Origin of the sequence: Stenotrophomonas sp. NLF4-10, assembly GCF_022359915.1 — a bacterium.
Classification (GTDB): Bacteria; Pseudomonadota; Gammaproteobacteria; order Xanthomonadales; family Xanthomonadaceae; genus Stenotrophomonas; species Stenotrophomonas daejeonensis.
This window is the reverse complement of record NZ_JAKSEE010000003.1, coordinates 3,312,892-3,334,271: the sequence shown is the minus strand read 5'-3', so window position 1 is coordinate 3,334,271 and position 21,380 is coordinate 3,312,892. Positions and strand designations below refer to the sequence as shown.

Below are 21,380 nucleotides of genomic sequence, written 5' to 3'. Positions count from 1 at the left end.
CCGGTGGTTGCGCGGGCAACAACGTGTCCCCGTAGATGCGGGGCTTGCCTCGCATGAAGCATTGCCGGGAAGGCCACGGTGCGGGGCAAGCCCCGCACCTGCGCGGTGTGGTTCAACCGCGCGCTGGCGTGGCCAGCACGGTGATTTCCTCACGGTCGTGGTACAGCTGCTTGGCGCGGATCGTCAGTGGCTTGCCGGCCTGCGCGGCGAACAGCTCCAGGCACAGGCGGGTTTCGTCCCAGCGCTTCTTCATCGGCAGCTTGAGGTTGAAGATCGCGTGCCGGCACCAGCCCTCGCGCAGCCACGTCGCCATGCGTTCGGCCACGCGCCGCGGTTGTTCGACCATGTCGCAGACCATCCAGTCCAGCGGTGCTTCCGGCTGCCAGTGGAAGCCGTCGGCGCGCAGGTGTTCGACCAGCCCGGTGTCGAGCACGTGCTGGCGCAGTGGGCCGTTGTCGATGCTGCTCACGTGCAGGTGCTGGCGGGTCAGCACCCAAGTCCAGCCGCCGGGCGCGGCGCCGAGGTCGGCCGCGCGCATGCCGGGCTTGACCAGCGCCTCGCGTTCGTCGGGCGCGAGCAGGGTCAGCAGCGCTTCGTCCAGTTTCAGTGCCGAGCGCGAGGGGGCGTCGGGCAGCAGCTTCAGGCGCGGGATGCCCAGCGGCCACGGCGCGCTGTCGCGGGTGTCGGCGGTGGCGAGGAAGGCGTGGGTGCCATCGACGAACACCACGTGCAGGCGCGGGAACTTGCTGTTGTCCTTGTCGGTGAGCAGCCCGGCCTTGCGCAGCGCCGGGCGCAGCGCGTTGCCGAAGCTGCGTGCCAACCCGGCCAGCGGCTTGCCGGCGTCCGAATCGGGGTGCTCCACCCACAGGTCGCCGAAACGCGGCTGGCCTTGCAGGGCGGCGAGGATCGGGCTGATGCGGTCGGCTGGGTCCAGCTGCGGCAGCTCGGCCAGCAGGCGCAGTTTCTGCCGGGCGAAGATAAGTTCGCGCCACGGCAGCCTGCGGTCGAGCGTGGCGGCGTCATCGCTGGCGAACACCACGTAGCCGTCGTTGCGTTGCGTGCGCGCATAGCCGGCGATGCCGGCATGGGCGGCGCGTTCGGTCAGTTCGGCGGCCAGTTCCGGCTCGAAGCCTTGGCGGCAGTAGCAGAGCAGGCCGGTCATGGTGGTTCCTTGGATGTTGGGCGAAGCGAAGAGCATCCCTTCTCCCTGCGGGAGAAGGTGCCCGAAGGGCGGATGAGGGGCGAGCGGAGTCCATGACGTTTGAACTATCTGGACTCCATCGCCCCTCACCCCAACCCCTCTCTCGATGGGAGAGGGGCTTTGAAATTCAATACCGCGCGCCGTCGCTCTGGCCGTAGCGGTGCAGCACCGCGCGGGCGGCGTCGCGGTGCAGGCCCTGCACCACGTCGATGCCGCGCCGGTTCAGTTCGCCGACCCAGTCGGCCGGCAGCGGGCCTTCGTCGAACGCGGTCAGCTCTTCCACGTCGGCGGCGCTGGCACCGATCAGCAGGCGGTCGATGCCGGCCCAGATCGTCGCGCCGAAGCACTGGCAGCAGGGCTGCGAGGAGGTGGCCAGGGTCACCGGCGACAGTGCGTCGTTCAGGCGCGGGCTCTGCAGCCGCTGCTGGGCCAGCATGTAGGCCATGTTCTCGGCGTGCGCCAGCGAGGTGCAGTGCGGCACCACGCGGTTGACCGCCGCGGCGATGATGCGGTCGTCGGGGCCGAACACCACCGCGCCGAACGGGCCGCCGGTTTCCGCCTCGACGTTCAGCCGCGACAGCTCGATCGCCAGCGCGACCTTGGCCTCGTCGCCCGGGTATGCACGCCGGGTATCGACCACTTCGTGGATCCAGGCCGGCAGGGTGAGGTGGACTTGGGCGTAGAGCATGGCGTTCCGTGGGTCAGGGGGACGGAGATGCACCAGGGTGCGTTCCTGTGGAGCATTGGCGGTAGGTCGGGTGTACGCCCCCGACGTCCCGGGAAAGCGTGCGTCGGGGGCGTGACCTCGACCTACGGGTCAGCTGGCCCAGGTGTCGCGCAGGGTCACGCTGCGGTTGAACACCGGCTTTTCGGCCGTGTGGTCGCGGCGGTCGGCGACGAAGTAGCCGGTGCGCTCGAACTGGAACGACTGCTCCGGCACGGCGCTGGCCGCGGCCGGTTCGACGTAGCCGGTGACGACGGTGCGCGATTCCGGGTTCAGGTAGTCGCGGTAGGTCTTGCCTTCGGATTCGTCGTCCGGGTTTTCCACCGAGAACAGGCGGTCGTACAGGCGGATTTCCGCCGCCACCGCGTGCCTGGCGCTGACCCAGTGGATGGTGCCCTTGACCTTGCGGTTGGCGCCTTCCATGCCGGGGCGCGATTCCGGGTCGAGCCAGCCGCGCAGTTCGACGATCTCGCCGGCGGCGTTCTTCACCACTTCGTCGACGCGGGCGATGCCGGCCCCGCGCAGGCGCACTTCGCCGCCCGGTACCAGCCGCTTCCAGCCCTTGGGCGGCACTTCGGCGAAGTCCTCGCGCTCGATCCACAGTTCGCGCGAGAACGGCACCTGCCGTTCGCCGAAGGCTTCGTCCTTCGGGTGGTTGCTGAAGGCCAGCATTTCCTCGTGGCCTTCCGGCAGGTTGGCCAGCACGAACTTCAACGGCGCGACCACCGCCATCCGCCGCGGCGCGGCGCTGTCCAGGTCCTCGCGCAGCGCGCCTTCCAGCACGCTGAAGTCGATCAGCGAGTTCTGCTTGGAGATGCCCACGCGCTCGGCGAACAAACGCATCGCCGCCGGGGTGTAGCCGCGCCGGCGCAGGCCCTGCAGGGTCGGCATGCGCGGGTCGTCCCAACCGTCCACCAGTTGCTCGGTGACCAGCGCCATCAGCTTGCGCTTGCTCATCACCGTGTAGTTGATGTTCAGCCGCGAGAACTCGATCTGGCGCGGCTTGGCCGCCTCGCGCGGCAGGCCCTTGTCGGCCAGCGGCTGGGTCAGCGCGTCGTCGTGGGCGAAGTCGACGTTGTCCACGCACCAGTCGTACAGCGGGCGGTGGTCCTCGAACTCCAGCGTGCACAGCGAGTGGGTGATGCCTTCCAGCGAATCGCCCAGCGCGTGAGCGTAGTCGTACATCGGGTAGATCGGCCAGGCGTTGCCGGTGTTCTGGTGCTCGACGTGCTTGATCCGGTAGATCGCCGGGTCACGCAGGTTGATGTTGCCGCTGGCCATGTCGATCTTCGCGCGCAGGGTGCGGGCGCCGTCGGGGAACTCGCCGGCGCGCATGCGCCGGAACAGGTCCAGGTTCTCCTCGACGCTGCGCTCGCGCCACGGCGAGGGGCGGCCCGGCTCGGTCAGGGTGCCACGGTAGGCGCGCACTTCCTCGGCCGACAGGTCGCAGACGTAGGCCTTGCCGTCGCGGATCAGCTTCTCGGCGCCGAGGTAATAGGCCTCGAAGTAGTCCGAGGCGTGGCGCAGCTCGTTCCACGCAAAGCCCAGCCAGCGCACGTCGTCCTGGATCGCGGCCACGTATTCCGGGTCCTCGCGGGCCGGGTTGGTGTCGTCGAAGCGCAGGTTGCAGACGCCGCCGAACTCGCCGGCGATGCCGAAGTTCAGGCAGATCGACTTGGCATGGCCGATGTGCAGGTAGCCGTTCGGTTCGGGCGGGAAGCGGGTCTTGATCGCGGTGTGCTTGCCGCTGGCCAGGTCGTCGCGGACGATCTGGCGGATGAAGTCCCGCTTTTCGACGGCAGCAGGCGTGTTCTCGGACATGGGGGCGAGGTACAGGGAATGACAACCCCGAAGTTTAGCCGAGCCGGCCGCCGGTGCGGCGCTATGCTGGGAACCCCCCATCCGCAGGCTGCGCCCATGAATCGTCCGGTATTGGTGATCGGCAACAAGAACTACTCGTCCTGGTCGTTGCGGCCGTGGTTGCTGCTGCGGCATTTCGGCGTGGATTTCGAGGAAATCCGATTGCTGCTGGACACCCCCGGCTTCGCCACCGAGGTGCTGCGCCATTCACCCACCGGCAAGGTACCGGCACTGCATGACGGCGAGGTGGCGGTCTGGGATTCGCTGGCGATCTGCGAATACGCCAACGAGCGCTGGCTGGACGGGCGTGGCTGGCCGGCCGACCTGCGGCAGCGGGCGCTGGCCCGCGCGGCCGCGGCGGAAATGCATTCGGGCTTCACCGCGCTGCGCACGCAACTGCCGATGAACAGCCGCCGCCGCCCCGACGGCTACCGCTGGGACGCCGCTGCGCAGCACGACATCGACCGGGTACAGGCGCTGTGGCGCCAGCTGCGCCGCGACCACGGCGCCGGCGGTGACTTCCTGTTCGGCCGGTTCGGCATCGTCGATGCGATGTTCGCGCCGGTGGCGGTCCGCTTCGACGGCTACGGCGTGGCCGTGGACGACACCGCCGCCGCCTACCTGCAGGCGCTGTTCGCGCTGCCGGCCATGCACGAGTGGCGGCAGGCGGCGGCGCAGGAAAGCGAGCACGTCGCCGCCACCGACGCCCTGAGCCGGCCGCTCTGATCCCACCGGAGAACCCCCATGCAACTGGTCTACCAGGCGGAAAACCTGTTCGACGCGCACCTGGTCAAGCATGCGCTGGAAAACGCCGGCATCCCGGCCTTCGTGCTCGGCGAATCGCTGCTGGGCGCCGGCGGCGAGCTGCCGTTGTTCGGCCTGCTGCGGGTCTGCGTGCCCGACAGCGCCAAGGCCGAAGCCGACGCGATCGTGGCCGCGCTGGCCTTGGGCGAGGGCGCCGGCGCCCCCATCCTCGATGACGACGAAACGCCGGGCTTGCTGCCGGCCTGAAACGAGGAGATAAGCATGTTGGGAATCGGCGCGTTCAAGCAGCGCCTGCCGCGGCCGGAAGAAGCGCTGCCGGGGCGGGACACGCCGCTGCCGTTGCACAACGTGCACCACGTCAATGGCCAGCCGCTGCGCGGCGATTTCGCCGGGCTGGAGGTGCTGGACGTGGGCATGGGCTGTTTCTGGGGCGCCGAGCGCAAGTTCTGGCAGTTGCCGGGCGTGGTCAGCACCGCGGTCGGCTACCAGGGCGGCCTCACCCCCAACCCGACCTACGAGGAAGCCTGCTCCGGGCTGACCGGCCATGCCGAGGTGGTGCGGGTGGTGTTCGACCCGGCGCGGGTATCGCTGGAGACGGTGCTGCGCACGTTCTGGGAGAACCACGACCCCACCCAGGGCATGCGCCAGGGCAACGACGCCGGTACCCAGTATCGCTCGGCGCTCTACTGCCACACGCAGGCGCAGTACGACGCGGCCATTGCCAGCCGCGAGGCCTACCAGCGGCAGCTGCATGCCGCCGGCTACGGCGATATCACCACCGAAATCGTGTTTCCCTCGCCGCCGTTTCATTACGCCGAGGACTACCACCAGCAGTATCTGGCGAAGAACCCGAACGGCTATTGCGGCATCGGCGGCACCGGGGTGAGCTGCCCGGTGGGGCTGGGGCAGCAGCCGTAGGTCGGGGTTATATCCCCGACGTTCCGCGCAATGAATGCCGGGGGCGTAGCCCCGACTTACCCATCGAAGCCGACGGGTAGTGCCGGCCAGCGGCCGGCACTACTCAGGCCAACGCCTCGGCGATGCGCGCGCGCAGGGTCTGCAGGTCCTTGGCGAAGGCGTCGATGCCGGTGGCCAGCTTCTCGGTCGCCATCGGGTCGGCGGCCATGTCGGCGTCGAAGCGGGCTTCGTCGATCGGCGTCGCATCCACCGCCTCGGCGGCGCCGGCCACCAGCTTGCGCGGCAGTTCGCCGAAGTCGGCGTCGAGCTTTTCCAGCAGGTCCGGCGAGATGGTCAGGCGGTCGCAGCCGGCCAGTGCCTCGATCTGCGCGGTGGAGCGGAACGAGGCGCCCATCACCACCGTCGGCGAGCCACGACGCTTGAACTCGGCATACACGCCGCGCACGAACTTCACGCCGGGGTCTTCGTCGATGTTGGCCGGCGTCTGGCCATTGGCGACATACCAGTCGAGGATGCGGCCGACGAACGGCGAGATCAGGAACGCGCCGGCTTCCGAGCAGGCCAGGGCCTGGGTCGGGTTGAAGATCAGGGTCAGGTTGCAGTCGATGCCCTCGGCCTGCAGCACGCGGGCGGCCTCCACGCCGGCCCAGGTGGCGGCGATCTTGATCAGTACCTTGCCGCGCGGCACGCCGGCCGCCTCATACATGGCGATGAACTGGCGCGCCTTGGCGATGGTGGCGGCGGTGTCGTGGGCCTGGTCGGCATCGACCTCGGTGGACACGCGGCCGGGCACCAGTTCGGCCAGCATCGTGCCCACGCCCACGGTCAGGCGGTCGACCACGGCCTTGGCGACCTCCTGCCTGTCACCACTCTGGACGCGGCCCCATTCCAGCTCGCGCGCGGTCAGGTCGGCATAGACCGGCAGGTCGAGCGCTTTCTTCACCAACGTCGGGTTGGTGGTGCAATCGACCGGACGCAGGCGCTTGATGGCGTCGTAGTCACCGGTGTCGGCGACGACGACGGACAGTTCACGCAGCTGGGCAAGCTTGGAGGAGGGCATGGCGTTGTTCCTGTTGGGGCTGGCGCGGCGCGCTCAGCGGTTGAATTCACCGGCGGCTTCGGGCTGGTAGTGCACGGCGGTCACGCGCAGGCGCAACTGGCGGCCGCCGGGGGCGGTCCAGTCGATGGTCTGGCCCACGGACAGGCCGAGCAGCGCGCTGCCGACCGGCGCCAGCACCGAGACGTGGCCCTTGTCGAAATCCGCTTCCTGCGGGTAGACCAGGGTCAGTGAGTGCTTTTCATCGTGCAGCTCGTCGACGCATTCCACGCGCGAGTGCATGGTGACGATGCCGGTGGGGATCTCCTCCGGCGGCAGCACCTGCGCGCGTTCCAGCTCCTGCGAGAGGGCGACGGCGGCCGGGTGCCGGCTCAGGGCGGGGGAATCGAGCATGGCCTCGAGGCGGGCCAGGTCACGACTGGAGACGATGATCGACGGCGGCAGACCGCTGTTGGTCGGCATGGGAAAACTCCTGCAGTGTGTGAAAGGCATGCAAAAAGCGGCGCCGAACCGGCACCGCCCGGGGCCTATTGTGAGGGCAACGAAAGACGGATGCGAGCCACCCCGATCATGGGGGCGGCATGGCCCGGTTGCAATGCGGTGGGCGGGCGCTCCAGCGGGAAACGCGGGAGCGGTTATGCGGCCAGCAAGTCTGGCGGCAGGTCCCTGAACAACGGCGCCAACTGCAGCAGGAAGTCGCCCATCGCCGAGCTGCGGCGCCACGCCATCGCGATGCGGCGGCTGGGCGCGTCGGCGCCGTCGAAGCCGAGCAGGTGGATGTTTTCCGAGCGCGCCACCGGCGGTTTCACCGCCAGCATCGGCAGCAGGGTGACGCCGACGTTGGCCGCCACCATCTGCCGCAGGGTTTCCAGGCTGGTGGCCTGGAACTCGGATTTCTCCGCGGCCCCGGCCATGTGGCACACGTCCAGCGCCTGGTCGCGCAGGCAGTGGCCGTCCTGCAGCAGCAGCAGGCGCTGGTCGCCGAGATCGGCCAGGGTGAGGTGGGTGCGGGCCGTCAACGGGTGGCCTTCGGGCGCGGCCAGCACGAACGGTTCCTCGAACAGGAACTCGACGTGCAGCTGCTCGTCGTTGATCGGCAGCGCCAGCAGGGCGGCGTCGAGCTGGCCGTTGCGCAGCTGCGCCAGCAGCACGTCGCTCTTTTCCTCGACCAGCAGCAGTTCCAGCTGCGGGAAGCGCTCGCGGATGGTGGGTATCACGTGCGGCAGCAGGTAGGGGCCGAGCGTGGGGAAGATGCCCAGCCGCACCGTGCCGGCCTCGGGGTCGCGGCTGCGGCGCGCGGCCTCCTTCATCTGCTCGACCTCGGCGACGATGCCGCGCGCGCGCATCGCCGCCTCGCGCCCGGCCGGGGTCAGCATCACCTTGCGCGGCGCGCGTTCGACCAGTGGCACGCCCAGCTCTTCCTCCAGTTTCTTGATCTGGGTGGACAGCGTGGGCTGGCTGACGAAGCAGGCGGCCGCGGCACGGCCGAAGTGCCGGTGCTCGGCCAGTGCCACCAGGTATTTGAGGTCACGCAGGTTCATTTCGACGGCCTCGGAAGGGGGGCAGATTTCCTCCCTTCTCCCTGCGGGAGAAGGTGCCCGAAGGGCGGATGAGGGGCGAGCGGAATCCATGATGTTTGAACCATCGAGACTCCGTTCGCTCCTCACCCCAACCCCCGCTTCGCGCCCCGGCCCTTGCGCTGGCGCAAGGGCGTTCGAGGGACAGCGAACCGGTGGTTCGCAAGCTGCCCCTCTCACCCCGGCGGGAGAGGGGCATCAAGCATCAAGCATCAAGCAGTTTCGGCCACGGCCACCACCGGCTGCGGCGCCGAGGTGCGGATCAGGTGGTCGAAGGCGCTGAGCGCGGCGGTGGAGCCGGCGCCCATCGCGATGATGATCTGCTTGTACGGCACCGTGGTGCAGTCGCCGGCGGCGAACACGCCCGGCACGTTGGTCTGGCCGCGCTCGTCGATGACGATCTCGCCGCGGTTGCTCAGCTCCACCGTGCCGCGCAGCCACTCGGTGTTCGGCAGCAGGCCGATCTGCACGAAGATGCCTTCCAGCTCCACCCGGTGCGAGTCGCCGCCGACGCGGTCGGTATAGACCAGCCCGGTCACCTTCTGGCCGTCGCCGAGCACCTCGGTGGTCTGCGCGTTGAGGATCACGGTCACGTTCGGCAGGCTGTGCAGCTTGGCCTGCAGCACCTGGTCGGCGCGCAGCTTGCCGTCGAACTCGAACACGGTGACGTGGCTGACGATGCCGGCCAGATCGATGGCCGCCTCGACGCCGGAGTTGCCGCCGCCGATCACCGCCACGCGCTTGCCCTTGAACAGCGGGCCGTCGCAGTGCGGGCAGTAGGCCACGCCCTTGTTGCGGTACATGTCCTCGCCGGGCACGTTCATCTGCCGCCAGCGCGCGCCGGTGGACAGGATCACCGTCTTCGACTTCAGCGAGGCGCCGTTCTCCAGCTGCACTTCCACCAGCCCGTCGCTGCCGGCCGGCACCAGCTTGCGGGCGCGCTGCAGGTTCATGATGTCCACCTCGTACTCGCGCACGTGCTGCTCCAGCGCCGCGGCCAGCTTCGGGCCCTCGGTATGCTGCACCGAGATGAAGTTCTCGATCGCCATCGTGTCCAGCACCTGCCCGCCGAAGCGCTCGGCGGCCACGCCGGTGCGGATGCCCTTGCGCGCGGCATAGATCGCCGCCGCCGCGCCGGCCGGGCCGCCGCCCACCACCAGCACGTCGAACGCCTCCTTGGCGGCGATCTTCGCCGCCTCGCGCTTGGTCGCGCTGGTATCGAGGCGGGCCACGATCTGCTCCAGTGACATGCGCCCGGAATCGAACATCTCCCCGCTCTGGAACACCATCGGCACCGCCATCACCTGGCGCTGCTCCACTTCCTGCTGGAACGCGCCGCCCTCGATCACCGTGGTGCTGATGTTCGGGTTGAGGATCGCCATCAGCGCCAGCGCCTGCACCACGTCCGGGCAGTTGTGGCAGCTCAGCGACATGTAGACCTCGAAGGCGAACGTGCCGTCGATGGCCTTGATGCCGTCGATCACCTCCTGCGACACCTTCGGCGGGTGGCCGCCGGTCCACAGCAGCGCCAGCACCAGCGATTCGAACTCGTGGCCCAGCGGCAGGCCGGCGAAGCGCACGCCCTCGCTCTCGCCTTCGCGGGCGATGACGAACGACGGCCTGCGCGCGTCGCTGCCGGTGGTGTCCAGCGTCACCTTGCCGTTGGCGGCGGCGACGATGTCGTCGAGCAGGCCGCGCATTTCCCGGCTGGCATCGCCGTCGTCGAGCGAGGCGATCAGCCGCAGCGGCTGGCGCAGCAGGCCCATGTACTGCTGCAACTGGGTCTTGAGGGTGTCGTCGAGCACGATGCAACTCCTTCGTCGAGGCAAAGTGGGGGGAGGGCGCGGGCTGCACGAGGCAACGCGCCGGCAAAAGTAGGGGTGAACCGCAACCGGCTGGGGCTGGCTGGCGTGGTGCTGGCGGGCGGCAACAGGTTGCGGTTCACCCCCACGCCCGCCGAAGCGGGGTGGGAGCGAGGGATGGTTCAGATCTTGCCGACCAGGTCCAGCGACGGGGTCAGGGTCTTGTCGCCTTCCTTCCACTTGGCCGGGCACACCTCGTTCGGGTGGGCGGCGGTGAACTGGGCGGCCTTCAGCTTGCGCAGGGTCTCGGAGACGTCGCGGGCGATTTCATTGGAGTGGATTTCCAGCGTCTTGATCACGCCTTCCGGATTGATCACGAAGGTGCCGCGCAGGGCCAGGCCCTCTTCCGGGATGTGCACGCCGAAGGCGTTGGTCAGCGCATGGGTGGCATCGCCGATCAGCGGGAACTTCGCCTTGCCCACGGCCGGCGAGGTCTCGTGCCACACCTTGTGCGAGAAGTGGGTGTCGGTGGTGACGATGTAGACCTCGGCGCCGGCCTTCTGGAACTCGGCGTAGTTGTCGGCCGCGTCCTCGATCTCGGTCGGGCAGTTGAAGGTGAAGGCCGCCGGCATGAAGATCAGCACCGACCACTTGCCCTTCAGGCTCTCGTCGGTGACTTCGATGAACTTGCCGTTGTGGAAGGCGTTGACCTTGAACGGCTGGACCTGGGTGTTGATAAGGGACATGGAGCTTCCTCTGGGTTGAAGGGGTGGGTGGAGAACAGGGCAAAGACTAATAGGCGTTGCCTAATGAAACAAATGAATTGAATGCATGGAATCAATAGATAGGAGCTATCGATGCCTGCCATTCGATCCATCGTCTCCCTCGATATCGGGGGTCTTGCCGGGTTTCCAAGCCGTCGCCGGCGTTCCCTGGGCCCGCGCGGTAGGCAGGAGCCGGTCGGCTGACTATCCTCCCGGCTCCGGAAACATCCCGCGAAGAACCGAGGTTGCGCCGTGCCCACGTCGAAGGTTGCCGAACTGTTGCGGGAGGGCGCCGCGCGGCTGCCGGGCGAGGACGCCCGCTTCGATGCCGAGCAATTGCTGCTGCACGTACTGGGCGTGGACCGCGCCTGGCTGTTCGCGCATGCCACCGACGCGGTGGCCGACGACGCCCGCCAGCGCTTCGAGCAGTTGCTGCGGCACCGCGCCGAAGGCCAGCCGCTGGCCTACCTGACCGGCCGCCGCGGTTTCTGGACGCTGGACCTGCAGGTCAACCCCGCCACCCTGATCCCACGCCCGGAAACCGAACTGCTGGTCGAGCAGGCGCTGGCCCGCCTGCCGGCGGACAGGCTGCGCCGTGTGGCCGACATGGGTACCGGCAGCGGCGCGGTCGCCCTGTCCATCGCCAGCGAACGCCCGCTGGCCACGGTGATCGCCACCGACCTGCTCGGCCCCACGCTGGCGGTGGCGGTGAAGAACGCGCAGGCGCACACGCTGGAAAACGTCTGGTTCCGCCGCGGCCACTGGTACGCCGCGCTGGGCAACGACCGTTTCGACATGATCGTCAGCAACCCGCCCTACATCGCCGCCGGCGACCCGCACCTGCAACAGGGCGACCTGCGCTTCGAGCCGCCGCCGGCGCTGGCTTCCGGTGCGGACGGGCTGGATGCCATCCGCGAAATCATCGCTGGCGCGCCGGCCCACCTCGTGCGCGGCGGCTGGCTGCTGCTGGAGCATGGCCGGGACCAGGGCGAGGCGATCCGCGCGCTGCTGGAACAGGCCGGGTTCGCCGACGTGGAAACCGTGCGGGATCTGGAGCAGCGTGATCGGGTGACGCTGGGCAGCCTGCCGGGTTGATGCAGCGTTGTCCGTGCGGGTGAGCGGGGGTTGCCGGCAGTCTCCGTGGACCCTTGGCTTGCAATGGCCTGAAGCCTTGGTGCGCCGCCCGGCATGCCGGGCGGCGCGCGTCATCAGCCGAAATTGCGGTGGAATTCGGCCTTGTGCCTGGCTGCCCGTACAAGCGCATCGTGCGTGCGGATTTCAAGCCGCCCACCGACGAGGCGGTTCCATGCGGCCTTCAGCTTGCGAAGCCGTTCGTCGCCTTCCAATTCTTCTTCGTGGCCGATGACGAGCATTCCACGCGGCTCCCTGAAATCCGTGAGCTTCAGCTGGTCCCGCAGTGCCGATTGATGCTCGTTGCAGAAATCGATGTACTCAAGCAATTGCAGGATGCCTTTGTTCGCGGTGGCGCTGAATGAAACGCGGCCATCCTTGCCCGTGGTGAACAGCGGCTCATCGGCCCCCTTGAACTCGACCACCCACCAGGCGAGGCCGTCGGAACTTTTGCCGCAAAGCAGGTAGTCGGGAATCAGGTCGGTTCCCTCCCCGCGGAGGGCCGTCTTGATCTGCTGCTGCGGGAATACCCATGAACCCTGGTGGCCGGTGGAGACGAAATCGAGGGCGTTTACCAGCAGTTCCTTGTTGTCGCGGATGTAGTGATCCAGAACCGTTTCCCCGCTCCGCTCGGCGATGAGCCTGTCGTATTGCTCCACCTGGGCGATCGTGACTGCATTCTGCTCAACGAAGTTGCCGTACGGGGGCAGGTTGTAATGCTCGTAGTGCTTGTGGAATAGCGGTGATCGTTGATAGGGCATGGCGTCCAGTGGTCTCAGGGTCGGGTTTCATCGAATGATGGCGACATCGGATGGATGTCGAAGCCACGTCAGTTCGAATGGATTGTCAGGAAGAGGCTCAGTGGCGTGACTCCGGGAATACGGGAAGGTCATCCCCGAACGCCACCCATGCAAGGTCATGGCCCAGCCACGAATGATGCGTCGGAGGAAATTCCGATGGATCGTCCAGGCTGCACGTGACTACCTCGATGAAGGTAGGTTCGTCCGCGTGCACATAGGCCACATGGGTCCCGCACGCCGCGCAGAACCAGCGCGTCACCGGTGCGCTGGTCGAAAACGTGGCGGGCTTGCCGTGGATGAATTCGAAGCTGCCCGAGTCAACGGACAGCCATGCGACCACGGGCGCGGAAAACAGCCTGCGGCATGTCCGGCAATGGCAGATCATGCTTCCGTCGGGTTTGCTGCCGATCCGGTAGCGGATGGCTCCGCAGAAGCAGCCACCTTCAATCTGTATCGAGGTCACGGGCCTGCTTCCCTCCTGCGCCAGGAAGAGTCATCGGGCACGCAATCAGCTGCGATCGACGATCTTCGTGATCCGTCCATTGCCGAACGAGAATTCGGATATGCCCTGGAGATCGAGGAGGGTGCCGGCGGGCGGGCCATCGGGAATGTCCTTCGCCAGTTTTCCGCGATAGGCGATGGCGGCCACTGCCGATTCATGGCCGAGCTCCAGGTTCGTGATGCGCTGCTCGCGTTCGGAGAACAGGGACCTGGACTGCTCCGCGAGTTGCCTGAACTCCTCGATGCCGTTCGTCGCCGTCGTGAGCTGGCCACCGGAGTAGTTTTCGAAACGCACATCCGGGGAAAGAAGCGAAACCATGCCATCGATGTCGAAGGCGTTGTAAGCGACCAGATATCGGTCAACAAGGTCCTGAATGTTTGAACTGCCCATGATTTCTCCGCTGCATCCGATGTCCGGGTTCGGCAGTATGCGTGACGCCCCTGCTCATGCAACCTCGCCCCCCTTGGGGCCCCAGAAGATCGCCCAGGTGACCAGGTCATCCGTGAATTCCGCGAAACGATGCATGGCACCGGCCGCAACGAACAGCACGTCACCGGTGGTGAAAGGGTACTGCTGTTGCTCGACTACGAGAACGCCGCTTCCCGTCATGACGATGTAGATCTCGTCCTGTGCATGCGTGGTCTGGTAATCCTTCCCGCGTGGGGTGAACAGGATGACCGACATGCTGCCGTGTGCCATCGCCTCGATGTCCCAGACGCCCTGCGGCCAGAGATCGGTGGCCGGCAAGGGGAGGCGCGTTTGCCATTCGGATAGCGATATATGCATCGTGGTCTTTTCCATCCTTTCACGTAACCCGTTGCTTCGACGATGAGTCCATCGCGAACCCGCATCAGGTTGATGCCGCGGATGGACTGGCCGTTGTCTTCGCTCCAGCAATAGCGCCACCGGATGATGGCGCGCTTACCGACGACAAGCACCTCCTCACGGATGAACCGTGTAGCCGTCGACCTTGCAAGATCCTGCCAGTTCGCCAGGCATGCCGCCTTTCCGACGAGACGGGCTCCGTCCAGGGCGGGGTTCGTATTCTCGATCACGCAATCGTCTGACACCAGGTCCTTCATGGCCCCGGGATCGTGATGGTCGAATGCGTCATGAAATTTCCGGATGACCTCGCTGGTTGCAAGGGCTACGTCATCCGCAGTACCCAGCAAGGTGATCTGATCGGGGGCCAGGGATGGATGTTTCATCGGATGATCCTCGATGCGTGAGTGGTGCGGCTTGCCGCCTGGGGCCGGGTGCCGGTAGATGATGCAGCGGGATGGAGATCGGCCGCGGCATGCGGTCAGGCCCGGGCATTCCGGGCAGGGCTGTTGGCGGCCAATTGAGCGGCGAAAGCCCGCTTGTATGCGGGCCGTGCCTCCCCGCGGGCGACGTAATCGGCCAGATTCCGGAATTCATCGAGAAGGCCGGAGGGTTTCAATCTCTGCAGCACGTGGACCATCATCAGATCGCCTGCACTGAACGGACCATCAAGCCAATCGGTACCACCCAACCAGGCGGATAGCTGCTTCAGTCGATTGCGGATGCGATCCTGGATCAAGGGCAGGCGCTCCTTGCTCCAGGGCTTTTCCACCTCGAGGAACTTGGCTGTTGCAAGTTCAAATATGGGAGGCTCTACCGTGCCGAGCGCGGCAAACATCCATGTGATGGCGCGTGCCCGGGCATCGACATCCTTCGGCAGCAGACCCGGGTGGCACCCGGCGATATGAAGGACGATCGCGCCACTCTCGAACAATACGAGATCACCCTCTTCGTAGGTCGGAATCTGGCCAAAGGGCTGAATGCCGAGATGCGCGGGTTTCTTCATCGCCTGGAACGAAACGGGGCGAACCTGGTACGGCTGGTTCACCTCTTCCAACGCCCAGCGAACGCGCATGTCCCGCGCCAGCCCCTTGCCGCCATCGGGGGATTTTTCGAAGGCGGTAATGGTGATTGTCATGGATATCCTCCGGTTGGGTCGGGTTGGAGTGCAGGCCGCAACATCCGAATTGGCCTGCTCCATCAACCAGACGAACGAGGAGGCATGGAATCGACATGACATGAAGATCATTTTTCCGGGGCGCAGCACCAGCATCGGGGTTCACCCCCGTTTTCACGGACACTTACGAGAAGGCCGATCGAGGCCTGAGGAGTGTTCATGTCGAAGTGAAGGAAGTTCAGCGCCGAGTTCAAGCGCGGTGCTATTGAGCAGGCCAGCCAGCCGGGTGTGAGCTGTGCCCAAGTGGCTCGGGAGTTGGGGATCCGCGACACCCTGTTGACCCGCTGGAAGCGGGAAGCCCAGAGCCAGGGGGTGGTGGCTTTCGGCGGCAGCGGGACGCCCCGGGACGAAGAGCTGGCCCGCCTCAAGCGCGAGCTGGCCCGGGTGAGGAAGGAACGGGATTTTTTGCGAGAAGCGGCGACGTTCTTTGCCAAGGGATCATCCTGAGGTATCAGGTGATCGAACGTTGCCGCGACGCGTTTCCGGTTCGACTGATGTGCCGCTGCCTGAAGGTGTCGGCCAGCGGTTACTACGACTGGAGCCAGCGACTGCCCAGCGCCCGACAGCGCGACAACCAGCGCCTGGCCGCGCGAATCCGCGAGATGCACGAGGACAGCCGTGGCACTCTCGGCGCCGGTCGCATGCACGAAGACCTGGTCGATCAGGGCGAGTCGGCCAGCTTGAACCGCGTGGCGCGACTGATGGCGGCCGAGGGTTTGCAGGGCTGGCCGCGCCCGAAGCGGCGCGGTCAGCGCGGACGGCCGGCGCTCACGCCTCCGGGCGTGCGCAACCTGCTGGAGCGGGACTTCACCGCACTGGAGCCGGAGACCAAATGGGTCACCGACATCACTGAGATCAAAACAGGACAAGGCAAGCTGTATCTATGCATCGTGCTGGATTTGTTCGACCAGCGCGTGGTGGGTTGGTCGATGCACCACAGGCAGGACCGGCACATGGTGATCCGGGCGGTGCAGATGGCGGTATGGCAGCGGCAAGGCGCGGAGCCGGTGATCCTGCATTCCGATCGCGGCAGTCAATTCCGAAGCGGCGACTACCAGCGGTATCTGTCGAGAAACGGCCTGGTCTGTTCGATGAGCGCGGTGGGACACTGCGGCGACAACGCGGCCTGCGAAGGGTTTTTCGGCGTGCTCAAGCGCGAGCGGATCTACCGCACGAAGTACCTGACACTCGATGCAGCGAAGACTGATGTGTTCGAATACGTCGAGCGGTTCCATAACCCGAGGATGCGGCGAAGAGTCGCCAGGCGCGATCGGGAGTTCCAAGCTCTTTCACAACCGTCCGTGATTTCGGGGTAGAACCCTCGGGTGGCGGCGAGGTCATCCGCTGGGCACGGATCCGGCAGGGGGCATGCGTGGCGCGGCGCCTGCGGGCAAGCGCCGCATGTCCGCGCTCAACTGGTTGCCCCCAAGTCATCCGGCACGTCGCAGACGTTCATGCGCCTGGAAGGGTGGTGTCAGGCCAAGGTGTCGGGCCGATTGGGGTGGATACCGGCGATGTCCCTTCCTCCGCGCGGAAGAAGGGACGGGACATCCTCAGTACAGCCCCTGAGCCAGCATCGCGTCGGCCACCTTGACGAATCCGGCGATATTCGCGCCATCGACATAGTTGACGCTGCCATCGGCGCGCACGCCATGCTGCACGCAATTGGCGTGGATCTCCTTCATGATCACGTGCAGTCGTTCGTCGACGTCGGCGTGGCGCCAGGACAGGCGCAATGCGTTCTGGCTCATTTCCAGCCCGGAGGTGGCCACGCCGCCGGCGTTGCTGGCCTTGCCGGGGGCGTACAGGGTGCCGGCCTGCAGGAACACGTCCACCGCTTCCAGCGTGGAGGGCATGTTGGCGCCCTCGGCCACGCACAGCACGCCGTTGTGGACCAGGGTGCGGGCGTCCTCGCCGTCCAGTTCGTTCTGGGTGGCGCAGGGCAGGGCGATGTCGGCCGGGATGTGCCACGGGCGGTGGCCTTCGAGGTAGTCGAAGCGCTTGTCGTCGGCCAGTTCGGCGAGGCGGCCGCGGCGCTCGTTCTTCAGCGCCATCACTTCCTGCATGGCCTGCTCGTCGAAGCCATCGGGGGCGAACAGGGTGCCGCCAGAGTCGGAGAAGGTCAGCACCTGCGCGCCGAGTTCGGCGGCCTTGAGCGCGGCGAACTGGGCGACGTTGCCGGAGCCGGAGATCAGCACCTTCGCGCCGTGGGTTTCGCGGCGGGCGTGGTGCAGCATCTGCTCGACGAAATACACGGTGCCGTAACCGGTGGCTTCCGGGCGCATCAGGCTGCCGCCGTAGGCGATGCCCTTGCCGGTGAACACGCAGGCCGCGTCGTTGCTGAGCTTCTTCATCATGCCGGCCATGAAGCCGACCTCGCGCGCGCCCACGCCGATGTCGCCGGCCGGCACGTCGGTGTCCGGGCCGAGGTGGCGGTACAACTCCAGCATCAGCGCCTGGCAGAAGCGCATCACCTCGCCGTCGCTCTTGCCCTTGGGGTCGAAGTCCGAGCCGCCCTTGCCGCCGCCCATCGGCAGCGTGGTCAGGGCGTTCTTGAAGGTCTGCTCGAAGGCCAGGAACTTCAGGATCGACAGGTTCACCGAGGGGTGGAAGCGCATGCCGCCCTTGAACGGGCCGATCGCCGAGCTGTGCTGCACGCGCCAGGCGCGGTTGACGTGGGCGCGGCCGCTGTCATCGGCCCAGGCCACGCGGAACTGGATGACCCGTTCCGGTTCGACGAGGCGTTCGAGCAGGCCATGCCGGGTGTAATGCGGATGCCGTTGCAGGAACGGCCAGAGACTGTGGGTGACTTCCTTGACCGCCTGCAGGAACTCGGGCTGGTGCGCATCGCGGCTGGCGACATAGGCCAGGAAGTCATCGGGGCTGCGGTGGTTCAAGGGCGCTACCTCTGGATGGGAAAGTGGGACAAGGAAGGGACAATCGAAACAAGAACGCGGCCATTGGCCGCGTCATGGAAGTCATCGCAGGCGATCAAGAACCGCCTGTGCCGCTTGTCGCGTGGAAAGTGCCTGCCCCTGCGTGGCGAGGTCGGCGGTGAACAGGCCATCGTCGAGGGCGCGGGCGACGGCTTGCTCGATGGTGGCAGCTTCGGCTTCCAGCCCCAGCGAGTGGCGCAGCAGCATCGCCGCGCTGAGGAGGGTGGCGTAGGGATTGGCGATGCCCTTGCCGGCGATGTCCGGGGCCGAGCCGTGGATCGGCTCATAGATACCGACCTTGCCTTCCTCACCCAACGAGGCGGACGGCAGCAGGCCCAGCGAGCCGGCCAGCATCGAGGCCTCGTCGGTGAGGATGTCGCCGAACATGTTCTCGGTGACGATCACGTCGTAGGTGCGCGGCTTGGCGATCAGGTGCATGGCCATGGAATCGACCAGCTGGTGTTCCAGTTCGACGTCGGGGAATTCCTCGCGGCCGATGCGCGCGGCGACGTCGCGCCACAGCCGCGAGGTTTCCAGTACGTTGGCCTTGTCCACCGAGGTCAGCTTGCCGCGGCGCTGCTGCGCGAGCCTGAAGGCGCTGCGCAGCACGCGCTCGATCTCCGCGGAGGTGTAGCGGCACAGGTCGCTGGCGCTTTGCGCGTCGCGGGTCTTGTCGCCGAAGTAGATGCCGCCGGTCAGTTCGCGCACGACGATGAAATCCACGTCCCTGAGCAGTTCCGGCTTGATCGGCGAGGCATGCAGCGCGGCCGGGTGGGTGCGCACCGGGCGCAGGTTGGCGAACAGGCCCAGCGCCTTGCGGATCGCGAGCAGGCCCTGTTCCGGGCGCACCTTGGCGTTGGGATCGGACCACTTGGGGCCACCGACCGCGCCGAGCAGCACGGCGTCGGCCTTGGCGCAGGCGTCCAGCGTGGTGGCCGGCAGCGGCTCGCCGTGGTTGTCGATGGCGATGCCGCCGATGTCGTGCTCGCTGAAGCTGAAGTCGTGGCCGAAGCGGGTGGCGACGGCCTTGAGTACCTCGACGGCGACGGCGGTGATTTCCGGGCCGATGCCGTCACCCGGCAGTACGACGATGTTGGCTTGCATGGGGTCTTCCAGTGGTTTTGTTTTTGCTATTTGAAGCCCCTCTCCCTTCGGGAGAGGGGTTGGGGTGAGGGGCAATGGAGTCCGGATGACTAGCCATCATGGACTTCGTTCGCCCCTCATCCGCCCTTCGGGCACCTGCATTCGGCACATCCCTGTGCCTCACCCTTCGGGCGGCTTCGCCGTGCAGCTTGGCAATCCTGCCAAGCTGTCTCCCGAGGGGAGAAGGGAAAGGCAGGTCACGCCGCGTGTGAAGCCTCGTAGCGCTCGATCTCCGGCACGCGCCCCAGCAACCAGCCGAGCTGGTCCACGCCTTCCAGCAGGCAGGTCTGCGAGAAGCCATCCAGCGGGAAGGAATACACCTTGCCGGCAGGCGTGCGCAGTTCGCGTGCGGCGACGTCGATGGTCAGCTCGTCGTCCGGGTTCTGCATCAGTTCCTGCACGTCGTCCTCGTCCAGCACGATCGGCAGCAGCCCGTTCTTCAGCGAGTTGCCACGGAAGATGTCGGCGATCTCGCTGCTGACGATGGCGCGCAGGCCCAGGTCGGTCAGCGCCCACGGCGCATGCTCGCGCGAGGAGCCGCAGCCGAAGTTGCGTCCGGCCAGCAGGATGCTGCGGCCGGCGTTGTGCGGCTGGTTGAAGGCGAACTCCGGGTTCGGCGAGCCGTCGGCCTGCCAGCGCCAGTCGTTGAAGGCGTTGCGGCCCAGCCCCGCGCGCTCGGTGGTGGACAGGAAGCGCGCCGGGATGATCTGGTCGGTATCGATGTTGGTCCGGCGCAGCACCACGCTGCGCGAGCTCAGGGTACGGAAACCGGCCATCACGCCACCTCCTTGTTGAACAGTTCGCGCACGTCGGCGACATGGCCGTTCACCGCGGCCCATGCGGCGCTCAGTGGCGAGGCCAGCAGGGTGCGCGAGCCCGGCCCCTGGCGGCCCTCGAAATTGCGGTTGCTGGTGCTTACCGCCAGCTGTCCCGGTGCGACCAGGTCACCGTTCATCGCGATGCACATCGAGCAACCCGGTTCGCGCCACTCGGCGCCGGCGGCGCGCACGATCTCGTGGATGCCCTCGGCCTCGGCCTCGCGCTTGACGATCTCCGAGCCCGGTACCACCAGCATGCGCACGCCCGCGGCGACGCGGCGGCCGCGCAGCACCGTCGCCACGTCGCGCATGTCGCTGAGACGGCCGTTGGTGCAGGAACCGACGAACACCACGTCGACCGGCGTGCCGGCCAACGCGTGACCGGCCTCGAGCTTCATGTAGTCCAGCCCCTTCTGCGCGGCGGCGTCGTTGGCGGCGGGGATCGGCGCATCCACCGCAATCGCGGTGCCCGGGTGCGTGCCCCAGGTCAGGGTCGGGCGGATGTCGGCGGCGTCGATGCGCACCTCCACGTCGAAGCGCGCGCCTTCGTCACTGTTCAAGGTCTTCCAGTAACCGACGGTCTTGTCGAAGTCGGTGCCCTTGGGGCCGCGCGGGGTCTTTGCCACCCAGTCGAAGGTGATCTGGTCTGGCGCGACCATGCCGGCGCGGGCGCCGGCCTCGATCGACATGTTGCACAGGGTCATGCGCTGCTCCATGTCCATCGCACGGATCGCCGAGCCGCGGAACTCGATGACGTGGCCGGTGCCGCCGTTGACGCCGATCACGCCGATGATGTGCAGCACCACGTCCTTGGCGCCGACGCCCGGCGCCAATGCGCCATCGACGGTGATCGACATGGTCTTGGCCTTGCGTTGCAGCAGGCATTGCGTAGCCAGCACGTGGCCGACCTCGCTGGTGCCGATGCCGAACGCCAGCGCACCGAACGCGCCGTGGGTGGAGGTGTGGCTGTCGCCACAAACAATCGTCATGCCCGGCTGGGTGAAGCCCTGCTCCGGGGCGATGACGTGGACGATACCGCGGCTGCTCGAGGCCATGTCGAACAGCTCGATGCCGTATTCGGCGCAGTTCTTCGCCAGCATCTCGACCTGCGCTTCCGACGCCTTGCTCGCATACGGCAGCTTGCCGTCGGCGCCGGCCGGCAGGGTCGGCGTGGAGTGGTCCATCGTCGCCTTGGTGCGGTCCGGGCGGCGCGGCTTCAGGCCGCGTTCGCGCAGTTCGGTGAAGGCCTGCGGCGAGGTGACCTCGTGGATCAGGTGCAGGTCGATGTACAGCACGGCCGGCGCGCTGTCGCTTTCGGGGACGACGACGTGGGCGTCCCACAGTTTGTCGTACAGGGTCTTGGGTGCAGAGCTCATCGTGTTC

22 protein-coding genes are annotated in these 21,380 nt (G+C 67.0%); 5 read left to right on the top strand and 17 right to left on the bottom strand.

Going from position 1 to position 21,380, the window contains the following annotated elements:
* Window positions 1–112: 112 nt before the first annotated feature.
* The 3 genes from rlmM to MIC98_RS15805 form a co-directional block, all read right to left on the bottom strand.
* Window positions 113–1,162 carry a 23S rRNA (cytidine(2498)-2'-O)-methyltransferase RlmM gene (gene rlmM / locus MIC98_RS15815; RefSeq protein WP_239737807.1) on the bottom strand — a complete coding sequence of 350 codons (1,050 nt, stop codon included), beginning with the start codon at window positions 1,160–1,162 and terminating at the stop codon, window positions 113–115.
* A 166-nt stretch (window positions 1,163–1,328) separates the two neighbouring features.
* Window positions 1,329–1,889, bottom strand: a complete 561-nt coding sequence (locus tag MIC98_RS15810) for a nucleoside deaminase (RefSeq protein WP_239737806.1) — start codon at window positions 1,887–1,889, stop codon at window positions 1,329–1,331.
* A 129-nt stretch (window positions 1,890–2,018) separates the two neighbouring features.
* A complete protein-coding gene (locus tag MIC98_RS15805; RefSeq protein ID WP_239737805.1) occupies window positions 2,019–3,746 on the bottom strand; it encodes a glutamine--tRNA ligase/YqeY domain fusion protein in 1,728 nt (575 codons plus the stop codon).
* Between the two features lie 96 nt (window positions 3,747–3,842).
* Between MIC98_RS15805 and MIC98_RS15800 the strand changes: the two genes are divergently transcribed.
* Genes MIC98_RS15800 through msrA form a run of 3 tightly spaced genes read left to right on the top strand, consistent with a single transcriptional unit; the run spans window position 3,843 to window position 5,468 of the window.
* Complete coding sequence (locus tag MIC98_RS15800; RefSeq protein ID WP_239737804.1) at window positions 3,843–4,511, top strand: glutathione S-transferase family protein; 669 nt, start codon at window positions 3,843–3,845, stop codon at window positions 4,509–4,511.
* A gap of 18 nt (window positions 4,512–4,529) precedes the next feature.
* The gene (locus MIC98_RS15795) at window positions 4,530–4,796 is read left to right on the top strand and encodes a DUF2007 domain-containing protein (RefSeq protein WP_057640853.1); all 267 of its coding nucleotides are present in this window, start codon (window positions 4,530–4,532) and stop codon (window positions 4,794–4,796) included.
* Between the two features lie 15 nt (window positions 4,797–4,811).
* On the top strand, window positions 4,812–5,468 hold the full coding sequence (gene msrA / locus MIC98_RS15790; protein WP_239737803.1) for a peptide-methionine (S)-S-oxide reductase MsrA: 657 nt from the start codon (window positions 4,812–4,814) through the stop codon (window positions 5,466–5,468).
* 103 nt (window positions 5,469–5,571) lie between these two features.
* Here the strand turns inward: msrA and MIC98_RS15785 are convergent, their stop codons facing one another.
* The 5 genes from MIC98_RS15785 to ahpC all read right to left on the bottom strand — a co-directional run bounded on the left by MIC98_RS15785 (window position 5,572) and on the right by ahpC (window position 10,650).
* Complete coding sequence (locus tag MIC98_RS15785; RefSeq protein WP_239737802.1) at window positions 5,572–6,528, bottom strand: transaldolase; 957 nt, start codon at window positions 6,526–6,528, stop codon at window positions 5,572–5,574.
* 33 nt (window positions 6,529–6,561) lie between these two features.
* Window positions 6,562–6,987, bottom strand: coding sequence for a nucleoside diphosphate kinase regulator (gene rnk / locus MIC98_RS15780; RefSeq protein ID WP_057640850.1), 426 nt, complete (start codon window positions 6,985–6,987; stop codon window positions 6,562–6,564).
* Window positions 6,988–7,160: 173 nt separating this feature from the next.
* Window positions 7,161–8,066, bottom strand: a complete 906-nt coding sequence (locus tag MIC98_RS15775) for a LysR substrate-binding domain-containing protein (RefSeq protein WP_239737801.1) — start codon at window positions 8,064–8,066, stop codon at window positions 7,161–7,163.
* Between the two features lie 248 nt (window positions 8,067–8,314).
* Complete coding sequence (ahpF, locus tag MIC98_RS15770) at window positions 8,315–9,907, bottom strand: alkyl hydroperoxide reductase subunit F (RefSeq protein ID WP_239737800.1); 1,593 nt, start codon at window positions 9,905–9,907, stop codon at window positions 8,315–8,317.
* Window positions 9,908–10,086: 179 nt separating this feature from the next.
* Window positions 10,087–10,650 carry an alkyl hydroperoxide reductase subunit C gene (gene ahpC, locus MIC98_RS15765; protein WP_057640847.1) on the bottom strand — a complete coding sequence of 188 codons (564 nt, stop codon included), beginning with the start codon at window positions 10,648–10,650 and terminating at the stop codon, window positions 10,087–10,089.
* A gap of 270 nt (window positions 10,651–10,920) precedes the next feature.
* Here ahpC and prmC point away from each other — a divergent pair, with 270 nt between their 5' ends.
* Complete coding sequence (prmC, locus tag MIC98_RS15760) at window positions 10,921–11,763, top strand: peptide chain release factor N(5)-glutamine methyltransferase (protein ID WP_345772164.1); 843 nt, start codon at window positions 10,921–10,923, stop codon at window positions 11,761–11,763.
* A gap of 113 nt (window positions 11,764–11,876) precedes the next feature.
* Here prmC and MIC98_RS15755 read toward each other — a convergent pair whose 3' ends face one another.
* From MIC98_RS15755 to MIC98_RS15735, 5 genes are all read right to left on the bottom strand, one after another.
* Window positions 11,877–12,560, bottom strand: a complete 684-nt coding sequence (locus MIC98_RS15755; RefSeq protein ID WP_239737799.1) for a Shedu anti-phage system protein SduA domain-containing protein — start codon at window positions 12,558–12,560, stop codon at window positions 11,877–11,879.
* Between the two features lie 97 nt (window positions 12,561–12,657).
* Window positions 12,658–13,062, bottom strand: a complete 405-nt coding sequence (locus MIC98_RS15750) for a GFA family protein (RefSeq protein WP_239737798.1) — start codon at window positions 13,060–13,062, stop codon at window positions 12,658–12,660.
* A gap of 45 nt (window positions 13,063–13,107) precedes the next feature.
* Window positions 13,108–13,491: a nuclear transport factor 2 family protein gene (locus tag MIC98_RS15745; protein ID WP_239737797.1), complete on the bottom strand. Its 384-nt coding sequence runs from the start codon at window positions 13,489–13,491 to the stop codon at window positions 13,108–13,110.
* A 54-nt stretch (window positions 13,492–13,545) separates the two neighbouring features.
* Entirely contained in the window at window positions 13,546–13,902 is a 357-nt protein-coding gene (locus MIC98_RS15740) for a cupin domain-containing protein (RefSeq protein WP_239737796.1), read from the bottom strand.
* Between the two features lie 502 nt (window positions 13,903–14,404).
* Window positions 14,405–15,061 carry a glutathione S-transferase family protein gene (locus MIC98_RS15735; RefSeq protein WP_239738210.1) on the bottom strand — a complete coding sequence of 219 codons (657 nt, stop codon included), beginning with the start codon at window positions 15,059–15,061 and terminating at the stop codon, window positions 14,405–14,407.
* Between the two features lie 243 nt (window positions 15,062–15,304).
* Between MIC98_RS15735 and MIC98_RS15730 the strand changes: the two genes are divergently transcribed.
* A protein-coding gene (locus MIC98_RS15730; RefSeq protein WP_239738024.1) for an IS3 family transposase occupies window positions 15,305–16,416 on the top strand; the annotation gives its coding sequence in 2 pieces (ribosomal slippage) (window positions 15,305–15,500 and window positions 15,500–16,416; 1,113 coding nt in all).
* Between the two features lie 237 nt (window positions 16,417–16,653).
* Here MIC98_RS15730 and gdhA read toward each other — a convergent pair.
* From gdhA to leuC, 4 genes are all read right to left on the bottom strand, one after another.
* Complete coding sequence (gene gdhA, locus MIC98_RS15725; protein WP_239737795.1) at window positions 16,654–17,997, bottom strand: NADP-specific glutamate dehydrogenase; 1,344 nt, start codon at window positions 17,995–17,997, stop codon at window positions 16,654–16,656.
* Between the two features lie 81 nt (window positions 17,998–18,078).
* The gene (gene leuB / locus MIC98_RS15720; RefSeq protein ID WP_239737794.1) at window positions 18,079–19,140 is read right to left on the bottom strand and encodes a 3-isopropylmalate dehydrogenase; all 1,062 of its coding nucleotides are present in this window, start codon (window positions 19,138–19,140) and stop codon (window positions 18,079–18,081) included.
* A gap of 236 nt (window positions 19,141–19,376) precedes the next feature.
* Complete coding sequence (gene leuD / locus MIC98_RS15715; protein ID WP_239737793.1) at window positions 19,377–19,955, bottom strand: 3-isopropylmalate dehydratase small subunit; 579 nt, start codon at window positions 19,953–19,955, stop codon at window positions 19,377–19,379.
* The gene (leuC, locus tag MIC98_RS15710) at window positions 19,955–21,373 is read right to left on the bottom strand and encodes a 3-isopropylmalate dehydratase large subunit (protein ID WP_239737792.1); all 1,419 of its coding nucleotides are present in this window, start codon (window positions 21,371–21,373) and stop codon (window positions 19,955–19,957) included. Before leuC ends, leuD begins: the two co-directional genes overlap by 1 nt.
* Window positions 21,374–21,380: the final 7 nt, after the last annotated feature.